This is a genomic window from Micromonospora sp. LH3U1 (assembly GCF_028475105.1).
GTDB lineage: Bacteria > Actinomycetota > Actinomycetes > Mycobacteriales > Micromonosporaceae > Micromonospora.
In genome coordinates this window covers 4,855,208-4,873,365 of record NZ_CP116936.1, presented here as the reverse complement: position 1 = coordinate 4,873,365, position 18,158 = coordinate 4,855,208, and the positions used below count along the sequence as shown (strand labels likewise).

Sequence of the window (18,158 nt, the reverse complement as noted above, 5' to 3'; positions counted from 1 at the left end):
GCAAAGCTCTTGATCACTGCGGGGTCCGGGGGGTCCGGGGGGTCCGGGAGGACCGGCGGGCGCGGCGCAGGGGGGCTGGGTGGATGGACCAGAGCAGGCGGCGCCACCAGGGGCGGGCGGAGCGCAGGGTGGCTACCCAGACGGTAGCCACCTCGGCGGCGCGAGCCGCCTGGTCGGCCGTTGGCGCCCCCGGAGCGAAGCCCACCTGGTTGAGCAGGGCCGCCAGCTCGTCGACCGTCGGCCCGTCGACGGTCGGCCCGTCGACGGTTGTGCCGTCGCCGGTCGTGCCCGTTCGGGCTTCGCGGAGGGCCGTGCGGGCGTGCCCGGCCACCTCGGTGGCCGCCAGGTCGTCACCGACCGGTCGGCCGGCCAGCCCCAGCGCGTCGGTGACCTCCCGCCAGGCGCCGGCGATGCGCTGCCCGGGATCGCCCCGGACGAGTCGGGCGCGAGTGAGTGAGCGGCGCATCGCCACCAGGGTGAGCAGTAGTGCCCCCACCAGCAGCAGCAGGCCGCCACTGCCGCCAGCGACCAGCACCGGCGTGGAAACCCCGCCACGGCCGGGCGGCCCGTCGGCGGCGGCGACCGGCTCGGGCGACGCGGTCGGCTCCACGGTGGGTGGCGGCGCCTCCGAGGGCGGAGGGTCCTCCGGCGTTGGGCGGAAATCCTCCTCCACCGGCCTCGGCTCGTCGTTCGGGCGGGGCAGCGGGTCGAACGACACCCAACCCAGCCCGTCGAAGAGCACCTCCGGCCAGGCGTACGCGTCACCGGCCAGGACCGGCCCCTGCCCGCCGGCTCGGAAACCCACCACCACCCGGGTCGGCAGCCCGGAGAGCCGGCCCAACACCGCGAACGCCGCCGCGAACTGCTCCGAGGTGCCCTCCTGCCCGCCGCCGGCACGGGGTCCGAAGAGGAAGAAACCCAGATTCGGGTACGCGTGCCCGCTCGGCGCGTCCGCCACCACCCGGTAGTGCTCGGCCAGGAACTGCTCGATCGCCAAAGCCCGTGCGAACGGGGCGCCGTTCTCCTCCGCGAGTTGCGCGGCCAGCCGGCGCATCGGGTCGGGCACCCCGTCGGCGACCCGCAGCACCCGGGCCACCTCCTCGCCGGCGGGTACGTTCGCGCTGGCCAACAGGTTCGAGTCCGGGTGCTCCTCGCCCGACGTCACCGTGTACCGCAGTCCCGGCGTCAGCCCTTCCGGCCGGATGAGCGTTCCGCTCGCCGGGTCGTACGCCACCCGCGCGCCACTGACCTCGCGGGGCGTCGCCACGGCGGGCAGGAGACGACCGCTCAGATCCGCCACGGTGATCTGCTGGTGGACCGTCCCCACCGTGCTGTCGCGGGGCGGCGTGGCGGCCGGCAGGATCCGACCAGCGTTGCGGTACGTCGCGCCGACCCGCCACGTCACCCCGTCGTAGTCGCTGAGCACCGCCAACCGGATCCGCACACTGCCACCGGCGCCGTCCGTCGCCGGTTTCCCCTCGGTGGACGGCTCTGTGCTCGGTGCGGCACCGCCGGGCGCCGGGGCATCGGAACGCTCCGTGCTCACGTCGAGGAGTTTCTGCTCCGGGTGCAGCGCCCAGCCGGAGATGCGGATCAACGGGTTCTCGTCGAGTGTCTGCACCTGCGGCGGTTCCACGTACCGGCGCGGATCCACCGGCCGGCCGTCGACCTGATCGGCGACGACCGGGCCGAGCAGTGCGACAAGCCCGACCACCAGGGCCACCCCGAGCGCCGCGCTGGTGGCCAGCCGCAGTCGCACCGCCGCGCGTACCCGGGGGCCAGATCGGTGCCCGGATCGCCGCTGGCCGGCGCCGCGCTGGTCGGGGTCGCCAGGCCGACCGCCGCGACCGCGACGAACGCCAGCGTCGCCCCGACCGCCGGTTCGGCGTTCGGGCCGACCACGTAGAGGGCGGCGGCGTAGAGCCCCGCCGCCGGCAGGTAGCCCAGCAGCACCCGGCCGGCGCGCAGCGCCACCTCCGCACCGGCCAGCCCGGCCAGCCAGGCGGCGACGACGGGCACCAGCACCGTGTCCGGTGTGGGCTCCACCGGGATCATCGCGGTGAGCAGCCGGGGGATGCCGTTGCGGGCGGCGTCCGCCGTGACCTCCAGCAGGCCGCCCGGTAGCTCCGCGTGGGTGGCGGCCAGCCGCAGCGACCAGAGCGTCCAGCCGGCCATCGCGGCGACCGACACCGGCGCCACCAGCCAGGACGGCAGCCGCCGGATGGCCACGCTGACCAGCACCGAACCCGCCGCGGCGCCGATGACCAGCCAGGTCAGCAGGTCGCCCGCGTACACCCGGCCGAGCACCACCCCGGCGAGCGCGGTCAGCCCGATCAGCGCCAGCGGAACGACCGCCACCCGCAGCACCCGCACGGCGCGCGTCACCACCGGCGGACCCCGTCCCACTCGGCGGCGAACTGCGCGCCGTCCGCCGCGTCGACGACCACCAGGCCGGCCGCGCCCGGCGGCGTCGGCTCGGCCGCGCCGAACACCCCGACCACCACCGACGGGTACGCCCCGCGCAGCGCCCCGAGGTGGCCCAGCTCGTCCCGACCACCTGGCCCGGTCAGGAAGATCAGCGTGTCGCCGAGCCGGTCCTGCCGCAGCCGGGTGGTCGCCGCGCGTACCGCGTCAGCGTCGCCGGACAGTTCGGCGGCGGCGAGCCGGTCCAGCGGCCCGAGCGCGGGCCCGAGGTCCGCCTTCTCGCCGGGTGCCCCGGCCGGCGGGTCCGGCTCTGCGGCGGCGAACAGCAACACCACCGGCAGGTCCGCGCGGTGCGCGGCGGTGACGATCGACGCCGCCGCCTCGCAGGCCGACTCGAACGACTCCGCCACCCCACCCACCCGCTGCGGGTGCGCGGCGGCGCGGTTGTCCAGCAGAACGACCAGGCGCGGCAGGCTGGTGTCCACGTTCTCCCGCACCATCAGCTCACCCACCCGGGCGCTGGTCCGCCAGTGCACCCGGCGCAACTCGTCGCCGACCACGTACTCCCGCAGCGAGTCGAACGTGATCGACCCGTGGGGCACCCCGTCCACCCGACCGTCGAGGCTGCGCCCCGCGCCGGTGGGCACCGCCGTCAGCGGGTGGATCCGGGGGTACACCCAGACCGGCACCGCCGCACCGTACGGGCGGGCCAACGCCACCAAACCCAGCGGGTCGCGACGGGTCACCCGCAGCGGCCCGACCGGCACCACCCCGCGACGATGGGTCGGAACGTCGTAGCGGACCTCGGTGTCCCGGCCGGGCCGAAGGCGCAGCACCGGCACCGGCACGCTGCGCTCCCCGCACCGGTCCTCGGCCAGCAGGTTCGCCGACCGCAGCCGGCCGGCATTGCGCACGGTCAACGTCATGCTCGCCGGCTCGCCGCGCGCCACCCGGTCCGGGTCGGCGCGGCGGGTCACCGTCAGCCGGGGCCGCCAGGCCGCGACAAGGGCGGCGTAGCCGACGGCCGCTCCGGCCGCCGCGCCGAGCAGCGTCAACTCGGGGTACGCGAACCGGAAACCCACCCCCAGCAGCACCACGGCGGCGACGAGCAGCCCGACCCCACGGGCGGTGATTCCCATCGCGCTGCTGCCGGTCAGCCCTGCACCGGAGCGGGTTGCCCCGACGGCAGCGGCACCGGCACCGAGGCGACGGCCTGGCGCAGCACCTCCGCGGGGGTCATCCCGCGCACCTGGGCGTCCGGGGTGAGCAGCAGCCGGTGCGCGAACACCGCCTCGACGAGCGCCTTCAGATCCTCCGGCATGATCCAGCCCCGCCCGTCGATCAACGCGTACGCGCACGCCGCGCGGGTCAACGCGATCACACCCCGGGGACTGACCCCGACGCGCACCTGCGGGTGGGTGCGGGTGGCGGCGGCCAGCCGGACCGCGTACGCGTAGAGCGGCTCGGCGATGTGCACCCGGCGGGCCATCCGGACCATCTCCCCGACGGTGGCGGTGTCGGTGACCGGGGCGAGCGCCTCCGGGGAGCGTACGGTCGCGCCGCGCAGCACCTCCACCTCGACCGCCTCGTCCGGGTAGCCGACGGACAGCTTCACCAGGAAGCGGTCCAACTGCGCCTCGGGCAGCCGGTAGGTGCCGTCCATCTCCACCGGGTTCTGCGTGGCCACCACCAGGAACGGCGACGGCACCGGATGCCGGACCCCGTCCACGGTGACAGTGCGTTCCTCCATCACCTCCAGCAGCGCCGACTGCGTCTTCGGCGACGCCCGGTTGATCTCGTCGGCGATGACGATGTTGGCGAAGACCGGCCCCGGATGGAACTCGAAGTCCCGGGTCGCCTGGTTGAAGATCGTCACACCGGACACGTCCGAGGGGAGCAGGTCCGGTGTGAACTGGATGCGCCGCCACTCACCCTTCACCGTGGCGGCGATGGCCCGCGCCAGGGTCGTCTTACCGACCCCTGGCACGTCCTCCAGAAGCACATGACCCTGCGCGAAGAGCGCGGTCAGCGCCAGCCGAACCACCTGCGGCTTGCCGAGCACCACCGCGTTGACGTTCTCGGCCAGCCGGGCGGCCAGAGCGGCGAAGCCCTGGACCTCCGGCTGGGTGAGCGGCTCGTGGGTGTTCACGATCGGTGGTGCTCCTTGCCTGGTGGCTCAGCAGGTGGGCAGGACGTTGATGGTGTCGCCGCCCTCCAGGTTGAGCCAGGCCCACGGGATGTAGTTCTTCCCGCCGAACTCGACCCGCACCCACCAGGTGCTGCGCTTGTTGTCGTTGTAGATCCAGGAGTCGACGTCCTCACCGGACTTCTTGCAGTACGCCTTCAGGCGGGTGCCGGGCTTCGCCCAGCCAACCTGCTGGTCGTTGTCCTGCCGGGTGACCTTGAAGACCTCGTTGCCGTTACGGCCGTCGACTTCCTTGTTGCAGTAGGTGCGCTGGTCGCCGTCGGGCCCGTTGTTGCAGGTCGCGATCCCGTAGAGCGGCGGCGTGTCCTGCGCCCTCGTCGCGGTGCCCTTACCGGCGGCGTTGGTGGCCGTCACCGTGAACGTGTACGTCGTGCCGGGCGTCAGGCCCGGCACCGTGATGCTGGAGCACGCCCCGGCCTTCGCCGGCTCACCCGTCGTGCTCACCGAGCAGGTGGCCTGGCCGCCGCCAGCGTCCACGGTGAACGTCACCGTCGCCGCGGTGGCGGTCGACGACGAGCCCGTCACCGTCACCCGTGGTTCGGCGACCGTACGGGCGGTGGCGGTGGCCTCCGGGCCGGGCCCCGCCTCGTTGACCGCCTTCACCTTCACGGTGACGTTCTGGCCGTTGCCCAGCCCGGTGACGGTCGCGCGGGTGTCGGTCACCTCGCTGGCGCGGCCACCGACGTCCACCAGGTATTTCGTCACCGGCCGACCATTGGCCTCGGCCGGTGACCACTGGACCGTGACCGCGCCCGGTTGGTTGGCGACCGTGCCGGCGCGCAGATCGAGCGGCCGACCGGGTGCCGCGAAGGGCACCACCGTGTTGCTGACCGGGGACGCCGCCGACCCGGCGCCCTTGTTGTTGACCGCCACCACGGTGAACGCGTACTGGGTGCCGAACTCCAGCTCACCGGCGGGCACCACCAGCTCCGTCTTCGTCGACTCACCGGCCGGCGCGTTCGCCCCCGCCGAACTGGCCGTCACCGCGTACCTCGCGATGGTGTTGCCCTGCCCGTTCGCTGCCGGCCACTTCACCAGCACCGTGCCGTCCGGCCGCTCCTGGGCGGTGACACTCGCCGGCGGGTCGGGCACCGCAGCGGTCGGGGTCACCGGGTTGCTGTTGCGCGACGGACCGTCGCCCTTGGCGTTGACGGCGTGCACAGCGAACCGGTACGTCTCGCCGTTGGTCAGACCCTTGACCTCGACCGCGCGCTGGTTGGCGCCCACCTCCAGGCGTTGGTCGGCGCCTTCCACCACGTACTTGATGATCTCGGCGCCGTTGGCGGCGGCTGGCCGCCAGCTCACCCGTGCCTGCGCGTTGCCGGCGGCGGCGGTGACGCTTCGCGGCGCGCTGGGCTTGCCCACCCGGGGCTTCTTCGGCGGGGGCGGCGGCGGGGGAACCGGTGGCGGGTCGCCGCCGAGCACGTCGTTGGCGTACTTGTTGACCTCGCGCACCTGGTGTTTGTCGTCCACCACCCGGGCGGTCGCCGAGTCGGGTGAGTTGATGAACAGATGATTCTCCCGGACCTCCAGCTCCAGCGGCCCGTTCGCCCGCCCACCGATGGTCTCGACCAGCTGACCGCCCGCGTCGAAGGAGTAGATGGTGCCGGTGGCCTCGTCGGCGCAGTAGAACCGGTCCGCCCAGGCCACCGCCGGGCTGAGCCGGTCGCCCTCGCCCGGCACGGTGAACGCTCTCTCCTCACCACCGTCACCCACCACCAGCACCCGCCGATCGGCGGTCACGGTGACCGGGACCCGGGACCCGCTGGTGCGCGCGGGCAGCGCCGCCGGACCGGACAGCGTCAACGACGTCGGATGCACCTCGCCGCGCTGCACCCGCACCAGCTTCCCGGCCGTCCGGTCGAGCACCGCCACACCGTCGTCCAGGGTGGAAACCACCAGCTCGTGGCTGGCCTCGGCGACGTCGTACGACTCCACGCGCTCCGGGCTGAGCCCGGCACCGGCGTTCGCTGCCGAGGCCGGAGCGGACGGCAGCTTCGCGGCGGTGATCGCCGAGACGGTGCCCTCGCTGGGCACCGCGATCCAGAGCCGGCCCACACCGTCGAAGGTGCCGCCGGTGATGCCCGGGGGGTAGCGCACCGGCTCGCCGACCGGAGACAGCGACCGCGGGTCGAGCTGTCGCACGATGCCCTGCACGGCGTCGACGACGAACGCCGCGTCCTCGTGCAGGGCGACGCTCACGCCCAGACCAGGAGTGGTCCGGGTGGTTGCGGTGAGCTGCAGGGTCGCCAGGTCCAGTGAGCTGACCTGCCCCGTCTGCAGGTCACGCAGGATCAGCAGCCGGTCGGTCTGGGTGACCTGCATCGGGTGCCGGTTGGCGCCGGGGATCTCGGTGCGGGTGTCCACCCGGGCGGTGACCCCGTTGACCCGGGCCAGCTCGCTGCGCGCCGCGCTCCACAGCCAGGAACTCGCGTCGTAGTTGGCCACCGCGTTGTCGGCTGCGCCCAGCCCGAGGACGGTCAGCCCCATGGCGGCCAGCAGCGCGGTCACCGTGCCGACGGTCACCAGCCCGCCGCGAAGCCGGGACCGAGAGCGGGGGGCATCGGTCGGTATGGCTTCCTCGATGATGGCCACAGCCGGCTGCCTCCCCTGAGTCGTGGCAGGTGGCACGCCTTCGCGGCGACCCTCCCCTGAGCCGGGTGCCATCATATGGCGCTGCTGGTGACGGGGGAACCCGCACGGTCACCCCTGTGGATACCCAGCGTGTGCGTTGTGGACGCCCAGCTCAGCTCGGTTCAGCGCGGCGACGGTCGGCCCGAGGGCTCTCGGGCCGACGGGGTGGTGCGCTCGCGCGCGGTGCAGACCTGTCCCGATGTCGCGAAGCTGTCAGTGGAGTAGACCGCCAACACGGTGAAGCAGTGATCCACGCGCGAGTTCAACCCGTTGACCGTGTAGCTGGTCCTGCCCGGGTCCACGGTGGCCAGCACCCCCAGAGCCTGCCCGGCCCGACCGGCGGCGACCATGAACGGCACCGCACCGCCGGACGGGTCCGTCCAGGTCAGCGTGATCGTTGCCGAGTTGTCCCGCAGCTTCACATCCCCGGGCGGCGGACCGGCCGCCGTCGGCGCCGCCGACGTCGGTGCCGCAACCGTCGGCGCGGTCCCGGTCGACGGCGGCGGGTCGTCGCGGGCGAACACCACCGCACCCAGACCAGCCACCGCCACGACGGCCACCCCGGCCGCCACCACCGCGCCGATCAGCGTCGCACGGTCCCGGCCCGTCGACCCGGCGTCATCGGCGTACGCCGGCCGGAAGGCGTCCTGCAACGGGCGGTACTGCTGGCCCGGGTACGGCGCCTGGGCCGGGTACTGGTCCTGCGTCGGGTACTGGCCCTGGTGGTGCTGCTGGGCCGGTCGTGGCGCGGTTGGTGGCGGCGGTGTCGTCGGGTCGGTGCCGGCGTTCGGTGACCAGACTGCCGGAATTGTTTCGGCCGATGTCGCGACGGGGCCCGACTGGGCGACGATCGGGCCTGGTGGGGCGGCCAATGGCTGGCTCGAACTGGCGTCGCCCCCGGCCGGGCCACTGCCCGCCGGAATGGACGGGAACACCTCGGTCTGGTCGGACGGTGCGACCCGGGCCGGCTGAGTCGGCACCATCGGGGCATTGGCGGTGGTCGACCCAAGCTCACCATCTGCGGCCATCGGAGACGGGTCGGCGGAGCCGACGGCGGGCGTCGGCAGTGGCTGCGGTGGCGCGCTGCTGCTCCACGGGGGTGCGGTCAAGCCCCACGGCGGTACGGGTGGCCCGCTCACCGGAGGCCCGGAGACGGGTTGTCCGTAGGGCGGCCCGGAGACGGGTTGCTGGACCCCGGGCGGAGCGGACACCGGGTAGGTGTGCCCAGGTGGTGCGGACACGGGTTGCCCGTAGCCAGGCGGTCCAGAGACCGGGTACGTGTGCGCTGGTGGTCCGGAGACCGGGTACGGGGGAGCGGGCGGCGCGCTGACGGGGTGGGCGGGTGGTCCGCTCACCGGGTACGGCGACCCTGGTTGGTCACGGGTCGGGGATGGCCTGCCCGGCGATGTCACCTCGGCGCCGGACACGTTGTGCGATCCGCTCGGCCCGGTTGACCTGGCTGCGGCTCGGGCAGCCTCCTCGGCGAGCAGCGGTTCGATCTGCCGTACCTGGATCGTGGGGTCGTCCCAGCGGGGTGCCGGCAACGCCGGTGCTGCCGGGCTGGGGGCCGACGCCGGGGCGGGGGTCGAGGGCCGGGGTGGCACGTCGACCGTCGGGTGGGCCGCCTGGTCGCTCAGCCGCTGACGCGGTGCTACACCTGGCCCGGACGCCGGTCGGTGCGGTGGCCGCTGATCGGACGGCGGCGTCGGCTGGCCTTCAGCCCTCGGCCGGGGCAGCGGGCCGACCGCTGGCTGGGAAGGCCCGGGTGGTTGCTGACCGGCACGCTGGCGCGGCGGCGTCGTGGACCCGGGTGGTTGCTCAGCGCGTTGGCGCGTTGGCGTCGCAGGCCCGGGTGGTTGCTGGTCGGCACGTTGGCGCGGCGGCGTTGCAAAGGTGGGTGCAGTCGGTGGCGGGCCGGGCGGCGCCGGTGTGATCGAGGAAGGTGCTGGCGGGCCTGGCGGCACCCGAGGGACCGGCGCCGGCGCCACGGCGGCGTCGCTGGGCGGGGTGGGTGCGCCGGGTGCGCGTACCCCTGGAGAGGTTTGCTGGGGTGTGGCCGCCGGTTGCGGCGGAGCCCAGGGTGAGGTGGCGGCCGACGGGCCGCCAGCAGAGGGTCGCATCGCGGCCAGGGTCGCCAGGGACAGAGTCGGGCCAGACAGTGCCGACCGGGCGCCCGACTCGGTTGCCGCGGCGACCAGGGCGGGGCTGGACGTCGGCGATGAGTCGCGCTGCTCGCTCGGCGTCGACGTGGACAGGCCGAGGTAGGCGCGGGCGGCGCGTACCGCCGGGTGGTCGTCCCCGAGCGCGGCGGGCCCGGCGGTGGCGACGCGCGTGTAGTTGCGGCGGGCCTCGTGCCGGTTGCCCAACTCCTCCGCCACCTCGGCGAGCTCGAAGGCGAGCGCGAGCATCACCGGATCGGAATGCTCCCAACGCCGCTCGCCCGCCGCGAAAGCCTCCTCCAGCACGCGGCGGGCGGCAAGTGGGTCGTCCGCCTCCCGGTGCAGCCGAGCCAGCAGGTGCGCGGTGTGCAGCACCTCGGGGTGGTCGACGCCGTACGGCGGGGGAGCGGATCCGACGGCCTCCGCGAGCAGCTGCCGAGCGGCGCTGAGGTCGCCCGCGACGCGCAGGGCGAGAGCCCGGTGTTGGGCGGCTGCCAAGGGGGAGGGATGGGACACGTGGCAATGCTGCCGTCAGAGGGTGGCCGGACGCTACCCGGACACGCGTTGGTGGCGTGTCGCTGTGGTCGTTTGAGGCGGCCTGAGCAGCGGCGGGAGCGCCGGGAGAACGGCACCGGAAGGCGATGTGCATGATCCACGAGCGGCGTGTACAGTAACTCCCCGTGCGGCCCGCCGTACCGACCATCAGATGGAAAGATCATTTGGGTCGGCGAGGTAGGCTGCATGTGTAGGTCCGGGTGGCGGAATGGCAGACGCGCTAGCTTGAGGTGCTAGTACCCGTATAGGGTGTGGGGGTTCAAGTCCCCCCTCGGACACCACTTCTCGTGGATATCCACGCGAGATCAACTCCCCTCGCGTGGGGACGAGAGCCGGTACGTGGCATACGTGCATTCAAACGCCGGGAGTGGCTTCTCTCTGCGCTGACACCGCTGCGTCCGCCCCGGCGGGGGCCTAGGTGAGTCCCGGCCGCCCGCGTCCCCGCCAGCCCGACGAGCAGCTCGTCGAGGCCCTCGTGCCAACCCCGCTGCCCGTTGCGGTACCGGAGCCGGCACCGCTGCCGACATTGCCCACGTCCGCCGCCCCCAGTGGCGATGGCCGCCTGCTGTTCGACGTGGCGCGCCCCGACGCCGCCGGCCGCGTCACCGCCCGTACGCTGCTGCGGGCGTTGGGCTGGACACCGGGCCTCACCCTGCACGTCGACGTCGTGACCGGCGCAATCCTGATCACCCCGGCCGCCGAAGGCGCGCACGCCGTGGGGACCCGCGAGGAGCTGCCCCTACCGGCCGCCGCCCGACACCTGTGCGGCATCGCTCCCGGCGAACCCGTGCTTCTGGCTGCCCTCCCCCGCCAGAACCGCATTCTCGCGCACCCCTCAAACACCATCGCGGCGGTCCTGGCCGACCTGCACGCCCGCGTCCTTGGAGAGCCCTCATGACCATGGATCCCGATCGTGTCGCCACCGCCCGAGCGATGCTCGAGCACCTCGGCCTCACCGCGGCCGACCTCACCGACAGTAACCGGCCTGCTGTGCCGACAGTCGCCGAGTACCTTCCTGTTGTGGTCGCTGCGGCGAGCCCGGCCACCCGACGCACCTACGGCAGCTTCTGGCGACGAATGGCCGCAGCCCTCGGCGATTTGCGCATTGACGCGGTGCGGGCCAGCGACATCGAAGCCCTCATGCGGCAGGCCGTCGCAGGCGCCCGCCCTCGCCGCAACTCCCGAAACGGCCGGTACGCCGGCGAGCACCTCATCGCCGCAGCCCGCGCCTTCTATAACCGCGCTATCGCCGACGGCTACCTGACCATCGCGGACAGCCCGGCCCACCGGGTCCGCAAACCCCGCCGGTTGCCCAACACCCGCCGCGCCCTCACCCCCGACGAACTCTCCGACGTCAACGCTGCCGCTCGCAGCGGCGGCCACGACATCGTGCTCGACGCTCTAGTGCTGCGCCTGCACACCGAAACGGCCTGCCGACGCGCCGGCGCCCTCGCGCTGCGCCTGATCGACCTGGACACCGACCACGCCCTCATCCGGCTGCGCGAGAAGGGCGGCACGCAACGCTGGCAGCCCATCACACCGATGCTCGCCAGCCGACTGAACGACCACGCCCGAGCCCGCGGGGCCGTCGCACCGACCGATGCGGTGCTGCGCTACCGCAATGGCCAACCCGCCACGTACCGGCGCTACGACCTGATGTGGAAACGCATTGGCCGGCAGTTGCCGTGGGTCGCCGTCCAAGGCATCTCCATCCATTGGCTGCGCCACACCACCCTCACCTGGGTCGAGCGGCACTTCGGCTACGCCGTCGCCCGCGCCTACGCCGGCCACACCGACAGCCGTGGACCCGCCACCACCACCTACATCAAAGCCGACCTGCACGCCGTCGCCACCGCGTTGGCTGCCCTCACCGGTCAGCCACACCCGCTGGCTGTACCTGAGAGCGAGCAGCGGTTCCCCGGCCAGGAGGCGGAGGATGGGAGCGGCGGCATACCGCGGTGGAACCCGCCGCTAGACGGGTCGTGAAGCGCCGACGGATGGGGGCCCGGTGCTCTGCGTCCGGCTCACGGCACAACCCCCGTGGTATGCGATGACCGCTCGCGTCGCAGCAGCGGGGAAGTGTCGGGGGTGCTGGTTAGGCTGACGGCAACAAGAAGCCCCGCAGCTACTCGCGCACGGGGGCGACGGGTTACGAAGCCGTTCCTTGATTCGCACCCAGGAACATACCCGGTGAGGGTCCTCGGCGGCAGATGATGTCGCGACGGGCAAACTTGCTTACCCGCGCCTCCTTGTGCTGTGCCTGCGAGGTACCGCCACGGCCGGATTCCGGCCGAGAGGAGGACCGCGATGTCGTTGGAGGACCAGCTCGATGAGGGCCGTAAGACCCTCGAGGTCACGCTGGACGAACTGCGTGAGGCCCGCAGACGGCGAGGGTTGCTGGGTGCCGCGTTGCTCGACGCGTTTCCCGGGGCCCGCACCTACATCAACGGCTCCGTCGCGCACGGCGACGCGAACACGCCGCTGACCGACGTTGACCTTGGCGTCGTGGTCGACGTGGCCGGGTACGGGCCGGACGCCGAGGGACCGTTGCCGCTGCTGGAGCAGGCCCGCGATGCGATCCGCGAGCACCTCAAGGATGAGTTCGACAACCTGACGGTCACCGTCGAGGGTCAGAAGCGGTCCGTGCTGGTGCGGTTCGGCGCCCCGGTGACGGCGGGCGAGAAGGACTTCACCGCCGACGTGATCGTGGCCTTAGACCATCCCGATGAGGGGTTGTGGATCCCGAACACCACGATCAAGGTTGGGTGGGACCGGGCGCACCCGGAGAAGCACACCGAGCTGGTGCTGCAGGCCAACGAGGACACTGGCAACGTGTTCGCCCGTACCGTGCGGCTGCTCAAGCACTGGCGTGCCCACCACGGCAAGCCGCTGTGCTCGTGGAACATCAAGGCATTGGCGCTGGGCTGCATCGCGGACAAGGAGCGGCCGCTGCTGCAGGCGCTGCACGATTTCTTTACGTATGCCGCCGACGAGATGGACGCCGGGCTCACCGATGACCCTGCGGACGTCGCGGGCACGATCAAGCTCCCGTCCGGGATGACCCGCGAGGGCGCGGCCTGGCGGCTCGGGTTGGCACGGGACAAGGTGGCCGCGGCCATCGACCACGAGCAGGCCGGCCGGCCCGCTCTCGCGCAGCACGCCTTGCACAGCGTGCTGCCGCACGTGGTCGCCGACAGCGACCAGCGCGCGCAAATGGCCGAGCAGGCCCTGCTAACCACCGGCGCGTCGGCCGCCAGCCTCATCATCGCAGGACCGGAGACCTCCACGCGGGCGTGGTCACCCCGGTGACCGACTGGTATGGCCGGCGGGCGCCGTGGTGGGTTCCGCTGGAAGCCGCGGCCCGGCGGCGGCTGGGGCCCACCCTCTCCCACCAGTACATCTTCGACCCTGCCTGCTCCGCTAGGGAGTGCGAGATCCTCGTCTACCAGATAGAGGCGCTGGAAGTAATCGGCGACCCGGAGCCGGTCGAGGTGACGATCCGCTTCCATACGCTGCCGCCGTACGACACTTACGGGCTGCCTCCGCAGGACTATCCCCGGGTTTTCGCCAAGCCTGGCGCCACCTCCAAGCACCGCATGCCCGAGGACGGCGCGTTGTGCATCTGGATGCCGCTGGACCCGCCGCAGCGGCGGTGGACCCACGACAAGGGGCTGCTCGAACTCATCGAGCTGACCCGCCAGCACCTGTTCCTCGAGAACTACTGGCGACAGAACGACGGGGTGTGGCTGCTCGAAGACGCACCCCACGGACTTCCTCGAACCCAGGGAGGTGACAGCACATGGTCGACGCCCAAGCCGCGCAGAGCGGCTGGACGGCCGCGCAAACGGCGGTCGTCATCGTCGCCGTGATCGCGATCCTCGGCGGCGTCGTCTCCGCCTCGGTCACCTACACGCTGAACCAGCGCGCGACTCGCCGGGAGCGGCAGGCCAAGGCGTTCGCCGAGGCCCTCAACGCGGTCGAGGACTACGCCGAGATGCCGTACCGGATCCGCCGCCGCCGTGACACTCCTGAAGCCCGCTACGACCTCACCGACGAGGTCAGCAAGATCCAGTCCCGGCTTGCCTACCACCAGGCCCTCCTGCAGATCGAGGCACCCGAGGTCGCCGCCAGCTACGCCGCACTCGTCCGCGCCACCAAGATCCAAGCCGGCGGGCAGATGCGGCAAGCATGGCAGCAGGCCGCCCTCACCACCGACGCCGACATGAACCTGCAGGTCCGCTACCCCCGAAACCAGGTGGATGCCGCCCGCGGAACCTGCATCTCGAGCATGCGCGACGCCCTCCGACGACACCGGGCCCGCCACGCACCTACTCTCCCCACCGCCAACAGCGACCAACCCCAGATCCCCCGCGTGGCCGGCAAAGGCGATCACTAATAGGCGCGTCGAGGGCGCGCATTCGGCTTGTCCGCCGTACCTGTGCAAGGCGACGATCGGTGCTTCCTTGGCAAGGTGACTTACGGGGGTATACGTGGGAGCGCTAGACGGTGAGGACCCGACTGACGCTTCGTGATGGAGGGAATGGGCCGACGGCCTGCGCGAACTCGCGCCGGGGCGCGCCGCCTACCTTCGAGTTCCAGGGATGATCTACCCGGGATGGTGCCCGCGGACGGAGACGGCTTGCTCGCCGCGGGCGGTCAGGGCCTGTCGTGCGACAGCAGTCTGTTGTCGACAACGGCGACATCGCTGCGTTCCGAGAAGGATTTTCCGAACATGACCCGACGGCTCCGCCCGTCACTAATCTCATCTGAGCTGGCTCTTCACCGGGCACTGCTGGAGATCAACATGATGGTGGCATCCTCGGTGCATGGGATTTTGGGACATCAATGATTCGATCGGGTCGATACTTGCCGGTGCGGCGGGTGTCGCCGCAGTGGTCGTATCGGGGGTGGAGGCTTTGCGTGCCCGTGATCGGGCTCGGGCGGAGGCGGAGGAGACACAGCGGCAGGTTGCCCGGTTGTGACCGCAGACATCGTCTCTGAGCCAAATGTGCACTGGGACAACGACCATCTGCCACGCCCTGCCAACGCCCCGCCTCGCGAGTATGACCAGGTCATCGTTCAGGTGGACAACCACAGCGGCGAGCCAATCTCATCCGTGATGGTCCTTCTTCCAGAACGGGCATTGCCCCTGCATTTCGGGACGATCGGACCCGGCAAGTCGAAGCGCAACGGCTGGCTTGATGCCCCAGAGCTTTGGCACGTGATGCACATCGGCCCTGGTTGTCCTGGTCACCCCTGGCACCTCGACCTTGAGTTCGTGTTTACCGATAACCGCAGGGCTCGCTGGCGCCGCAACGGTGAGCAGGAGCCGGTTCGGCTCCTGCCGAGCGATGACGTCGTGGAGGACTGGAAGCGGCGGCAAGAGGTCATTGAGGAGGAGCGCCGGTTGGCCAACGAGCGGTTGGAGGCGGACTGGGATGCGACAGGCAGCCTTTAGCTCCGCTGTTGCAGGGATTGAGAGGCTGCTCGTCCTGGGCCGGGAGGCCTGAGGGTCTGACGTCACCGAATTCTTTGATCAATGAATCGACTGTATCGGACGGCGGTGCTGGGACAGCCCCCTTGATCGCGAGGGATCACCGTGACCGGTTGCATCCACAGGAGAATTACCGCGGCGACTCGCCGGCGCCGGGGCACTGATGTCGGTGTTCGGCTTCGAGCAAGCCCTGTTCCCTCCGCTGCTACTCGCGGCCAGCGGGGCCCGACCGGCCGTGGTTTGCGGAGTGGACAAGGCCACGCTTGGGAAGACTTTCTACGGGGCGTCATCATCCGTTACACATGGTGTGTGAATCACCTCTACTGGGACCTTGGTGAGTGCGCCACCGGCGCGTTGTTCGAGATCGGGCTGCGCGGCTCGACCGCCAGGGTCTGCCTCATGGACGACGACGAGTACCAGGCGTACGTCGACGGCGACGAGTACGAGTTCTTCGGCGGCTTCTACGACCTCACTCCCGTGGTCCTAGAAGTGCCCTACGACGACCACTGGTGGCTCATCGTCGACAGCAACCCTGACCGCATCCGAATCACGGTCAACCAGGTCTTCAACTGACGCTGGGGGACACGTACGAGCAGTGGTGTTGTCGCACTGCTCTGCCATGCTCGACGTACACGCGTTTCCATAATCATCGGTGAGAGGTCCGCGTTGGCGAGATCCGCATGGCCACCAACAGCGGCCCGGTTGTAAGCGGCAAGGGTCGACGGCAGCGATGAGAGGGCCTTCGCGGCGATCCATCCCGCGGCTCGCCGCATCGATGCCAACTTGCCCGACATCGGCTGCGACCTGACCTGGTCAGCGGTGCACAGCACTCGGCCGCGGGTGGCGTTGCGGTGTCCGGAGTGCGGGCATGGGTTCATGCCAAGGTGTCCGCCCGCGGGCTGCGGTACTTCGCCCATGCCCCTGCACGCCCCGCCGACTGCGAGGGAGCGCCGGGGCCGCGACTCCGTCCCGACCGGCAGCGCGCACGATCCTCGTCTGCGTTCGGGGTAACTCCTGCTGGGGTGAGAGCAGCTTCGCTTCTGAGTTGCGGCGCCGGCACGGCCGAGGCTGTCGGTTGGTCGAGCAGGACTACCTGCGTCGCATCGTGCTGCGGGATCGGACAAGCGCGCCCGCACAGCATCGACTCGGCCGGGCATCGACCGGGTCGTCGTTCAAGCGCAAATGACGATGAGACCTAGACCGTGGTCGTGTCCTTGATCTGGAGTACCACGGGCCCTGCCGCTGTTGGAGCGATCCAAGCCTCGTAGGTGGGATTGCGAGTGTCGGTCTTCGTGGTACCAAGCCAGGTGTAGCGCACGGCCAACTCGTACGTGCCCTTGACGCGGTAGATCGCGAACTTCGGATCGAAGGTAGCGCGAGCGGTCAGGAGTGGATCACCCGTAGAAGACCATTTGATCTTCTCGGCGCCCGACGGCGGACTCCATTCGGGGCATCCAGCCGGCATAGCCGACTTGGCGTCTCGCACGCATCGTGTGAACGCGTCGCTCAGTTTTGCGGCGACCAGTTCCCAAGGCACCTTGGGATCCTGCTTCACTACATCGGGGTCGCCTATGGCCGAGTGCTCCTTGATTTCCTGGACGTCAAGCCTCCCATCGACCCACTTCACCTTGGCCCAGTACTTCGCTGGCGTCACGACCCGGCGTAGATCCTTTGAAGCGGTGTAGTCCGCCGTCACCATGACAGTCCCGAGCATGTCGAACCGGCTCTCCGCTTCGGTGTAGTGAATGACCGCAGCTTCCAGAGGGTTGCCGTAGAAGGCCCAACGGACCTTGGAGACATCCGAGGTCTCGACAATGGATTGCGGGCAATTGGCCGGGGTCGCAGACGGTGCCTTCGCGCATTTGTCGAGCCAGCCACCTGCAGCCGCGACCACGGCCTCCTGCTTCACCTCGGCCGGCCAGGGATCTGACGTCGCCGGGAACGGCTCATTTCCTCCGAAGATGAAGTAGCCCAAGACAGCAAGAACGACGACGACGCCCAGTCCACCCCCACCCGCGGCTGCTGCCGCGCCACTTCCCGAGCCAGACTCCGTTGCCTCATCTTCCCTCAGGTCGACATTAGCCCTGGGTGCGTAGTGGCGATGGTGATGCGTGTGGGTGCTCTTATCGACGTTCCCTTCGTAGTAGGACCCCTTGACGTTGGCCTGACGTTCGCCACCAAAGCCAGTTTGCCGATCTACCACGCTCACCTGCCCTCGCGGTCATCATGGCCTCGCTCGAAGTAGTCGCCCGCGACGTTGGCCTGACGCCCGCCACTGAACCCGACCTGGTTGACCACAGGGCTAGCTCTGCCCGACTTCGCCAGGCCGCTCAAGCTGTCGCGATCCTGAGCGCTAGACGAGGATGCCGAGCCGCTGGCGCTTCGAATCGTCAAGATCACACCGGCGATCGCTACCGGTAACGCGATGATGTTTGCCCACGCTGCCGCGCCGTCGAGGCTCCCGCTAAAGATCATTACTAGTAAGACAACGATCATCAGAAGGAGCCCGCAGGCGGTCAACAGTCGTTTGGGCACGACGTCCATCATGGCTGATGGATGCAAACTTGCGGAAGCTCCGACGATAAGAAGTGTCCTTGATCTGCCACGTCGGAGACGTACATCTTCCTGGTGCGGCTTGCCCGGCGTTCAAGAGGCGCAAGGCCCTCCGTGAGCAGCAGCCCGTGTG

Annotated in this window: 13 protein-coding genes, 1 tRNA gene and 2 pseudogenes; 9 read left to right on the top strand and 7 right to left on the bottom strand. The window is 70.8% G+C overall.

Annotated features, from left to right (window positions below; translation table 11 throughout):
- Positions 1–13: 13 nt before the first annotated feature.
- From PCA76_RS22225 to PCA76_RS32670, 5 genes and pseudogenes are all read right to left on the bottom strand, one after another.
- Positions 14–2,428 (bottom strand): annotated as a pseudogene (locus PCA76_RS22225) (transglutaminaseTgpA domain-containing protein); the annotation flags it as partial.
- Entirely contained in the window at positions 2,382–3,563 is a 1,182-nt protein-coding gene (locus tag PCA76_RS22220) for a DUF58 domain-containing protein (RefSeq protein WP_272612416.1), read from the bottom strand. The gene PCA76_RS22220 and the pseudogene PCA76_RS22225, both read right to left, overlap by 47 nt.
- Positions 3,564–3,577: 14 nt before the next feature.
- Positions 3,578–4,573, bottom strand: coding sequence for an AAA family ATPase (locus PCA76_RS22215; protein WP_112583044.1), 996 nt, complete (start codon positions 4,571–4,573; stop codon positions 3,578–3,580).
- Between the two features lie 27 nt (positions 4,574–4,600).
- The gene (locus PCA76_RS22210) at positions 4,601–7,297 is read right to left on the bottom strand and encodes a fibronectin type III domain-containing protein (RefSeq protein ID WP_442930148.1); all 2,697 of its coding nucleotides are present in this window, start codon (positions 7,295–7,297) and stop codon (positions 4,601–4,603) included.
- A gap of 89 nt (positions 7,298–7,386) precedes the next feature.
- Positions 7,387–9,939 (bottom strand): hypothetical protein, encoded by a 2,553-nt coding sequence (locus PCA76_RS32670; protein ID WP_336298011.1) that lies wholly within the window; start codon positions 9,937–9,939, stop codon positions 7,387–7,389.
- A 233-nt stretch (positions 9,940–10,172) separates the two neighbouring features.
- On the opposite strand from PCA76_RS32670, the gene PCA76_RS22200 reads away from it, so the two are divergent.
- The 9 genes and pseudogenes from PCA76_RS22200 to PCA76_RS22160 all read left to right on the top strand — a co-directional run.
- Positions 10,173–10,259, top strand: a tRNA-Leu gene (locus PCA76_RS22200).
- Positions 10,260–10,396: 137 nt separating this feature from the next.
- Positions 10,397–10,876 carry a hypothetical protein gene (locus PCA76_RS22195; protein WP_272612414.1) on the top strand — a complete coding sequence of 160 codons (480 nt, stop codon included), beginning with the start codon at positions 10,397–10,399 and terminating at the stop codon, positions 10,874–10,876.
- Positions 10,873–11,964, top strand: coding sequence for a tyrosine-type recombinase/integrase (locus PCA76_RS22190; protein ID WP_272612413.1), 1,092 nt, complete (start codon positions 10,873–10,875; stop codon positions 11,962–11,964). Before PCA76_RS22195 ends, PCA76_RS22190 begins: the two co-directional genes overlap by 4 nt.
- 321 nt (positions 11,965–12,285) lie before the next feature.
- Positions 12,286–13,287 (top strand): hypothetical protein, encoded by a 1,002-nt coding sequence (locus tag PCA76_RS22185; RefSeq protein WP_272612412.1) that lies wholly within the window; start codon positions 12,286–12,288, stop codon positions 13,285–13,287.
- Entirely contained in the window at positions 13,284–13,847 is a 564-nt protein-coding gene (locus PCA76_RS22180; protein ID WP_272612411.1) for a hypothetical protein, read from the top strand. The genes PCA76_RS22185 and PCA76_RS22180 overlap by 4 nt, the downstream gene beginning before the upstream one ends.
- Positions 13,778–14,374: a hypothetical protein gene (locus PCA76_RS22175; protein ID WP_272612410.1), complete on the top strand. Its 597-nt coding sequence runs from the start codon at positions 13,778–13,780 to the stop codon at positions 14,372–14,374. The genes PCA76_RS22180 and PCA76_RS22175 overlap by 70 nt, the downstream gene beginning before the upstream one ends.
- Positions 14,375–14,956: 582 nt before the next feature.
- Positions 14,957–15,436: a hypothetical protein gene (locus PCA76_RS22170; RefSeq protein WP_272612409.1), complete on the top strand. Its 480-nt coding sequence runs from the start codon at positions 14,957–14,959 to the stop codon at positions 15,434–15,436.
- A gap of 345 nt (positions 15,437–15,781) precedes the next feature.
- A complete protein-coding gene (locus tag PCA76_RS22165) occupies positions 15,782–16,045 on the top strand; it encodes a DUF1883 domain-containing protein (RefSeq protein WP_272612408.1) in 264 nt (87 codons plus the stop codon).
- A 415-nt stretch (positions 16,046–16,460) separates the two neighbouring features.
- Positions 16,461–16,592, top strand: a pseudogene (locus PCA76_RS22160) (kinase); the annotation flags it as partial.
- 75 nt (positions 16,593–16,667) lie between these two features.
- Here the strand turns inward: PCA76_RS22160 and PCA76_RS22155 are convergent.
- Together PCA76_RS22155 and PCA76_RS22150 are read right to left on the bottom strand one after the other, a co-directional pair.
- A complete protein-coding gene (locus tag PCA76_RS22155) occupies positions 16,668–17,681 on the bottom strand; it encodes a hypothetical protein (protein ID WP_272612407.1) in 1,014 nt (337 codons plus the stop codon).
- Complete coding sequence (locus PCA76_RS22150; protein WP_272612406.1) at positions 17,678–18,007, bottom strand: hypothetical protein; 330 nt, start codon at positions 18,005–18,007, stop codon at positions 17,678–17,680. Before PCA76_RS22150 ends, PCA76_RS22155 begins: the two co-directional genes overlap by 4 nt.
- Between the last annotated feature and the right edge of the window lie 151 nt (positions 18,008–18,158).

Excerpts from the sequence above, each read along its gene's own strand:
- PCA76_RS22190 (WP_272612413.1), top strand. The coding sequence starts at position 10,873 with ATGACCATGGATCCCGATCGTGTCGCCACCGCCCGAGCGATGCTCGAG.
- PCA76_RS22210 (WP_442930148.1), bottom strand. The coding sequence starts at position 7,297 with ATGGCACCCGGCTCAGGGGAGGGTCGCCGCGAAGGCGTGCCACCTGCC.
- PCA76_RS22220 (WP_272612416.1), bottom strand. The coding sequence starts at position 3,563 with ATGGGAATCACCGCCCGTGGGGTCGGGCTGCTCGTCGCCGCCGTGGTG.
- PCA76_RS22175 (WP_272612410.1), top strand. The coding sequence starts at position 13,778 with ATGGTCGACGCCCAAGCCGCGCAGAGCGGCTGGACGGCCGCGCAAACG.
- PCA76_RS22185 (WP_272612412.1), top strand. The coding sequence starts at position 12,286 with ATGTCGTTGGAGGACCAGCTCGATGAGGGCCGTAAGACCCTCGAGGTC.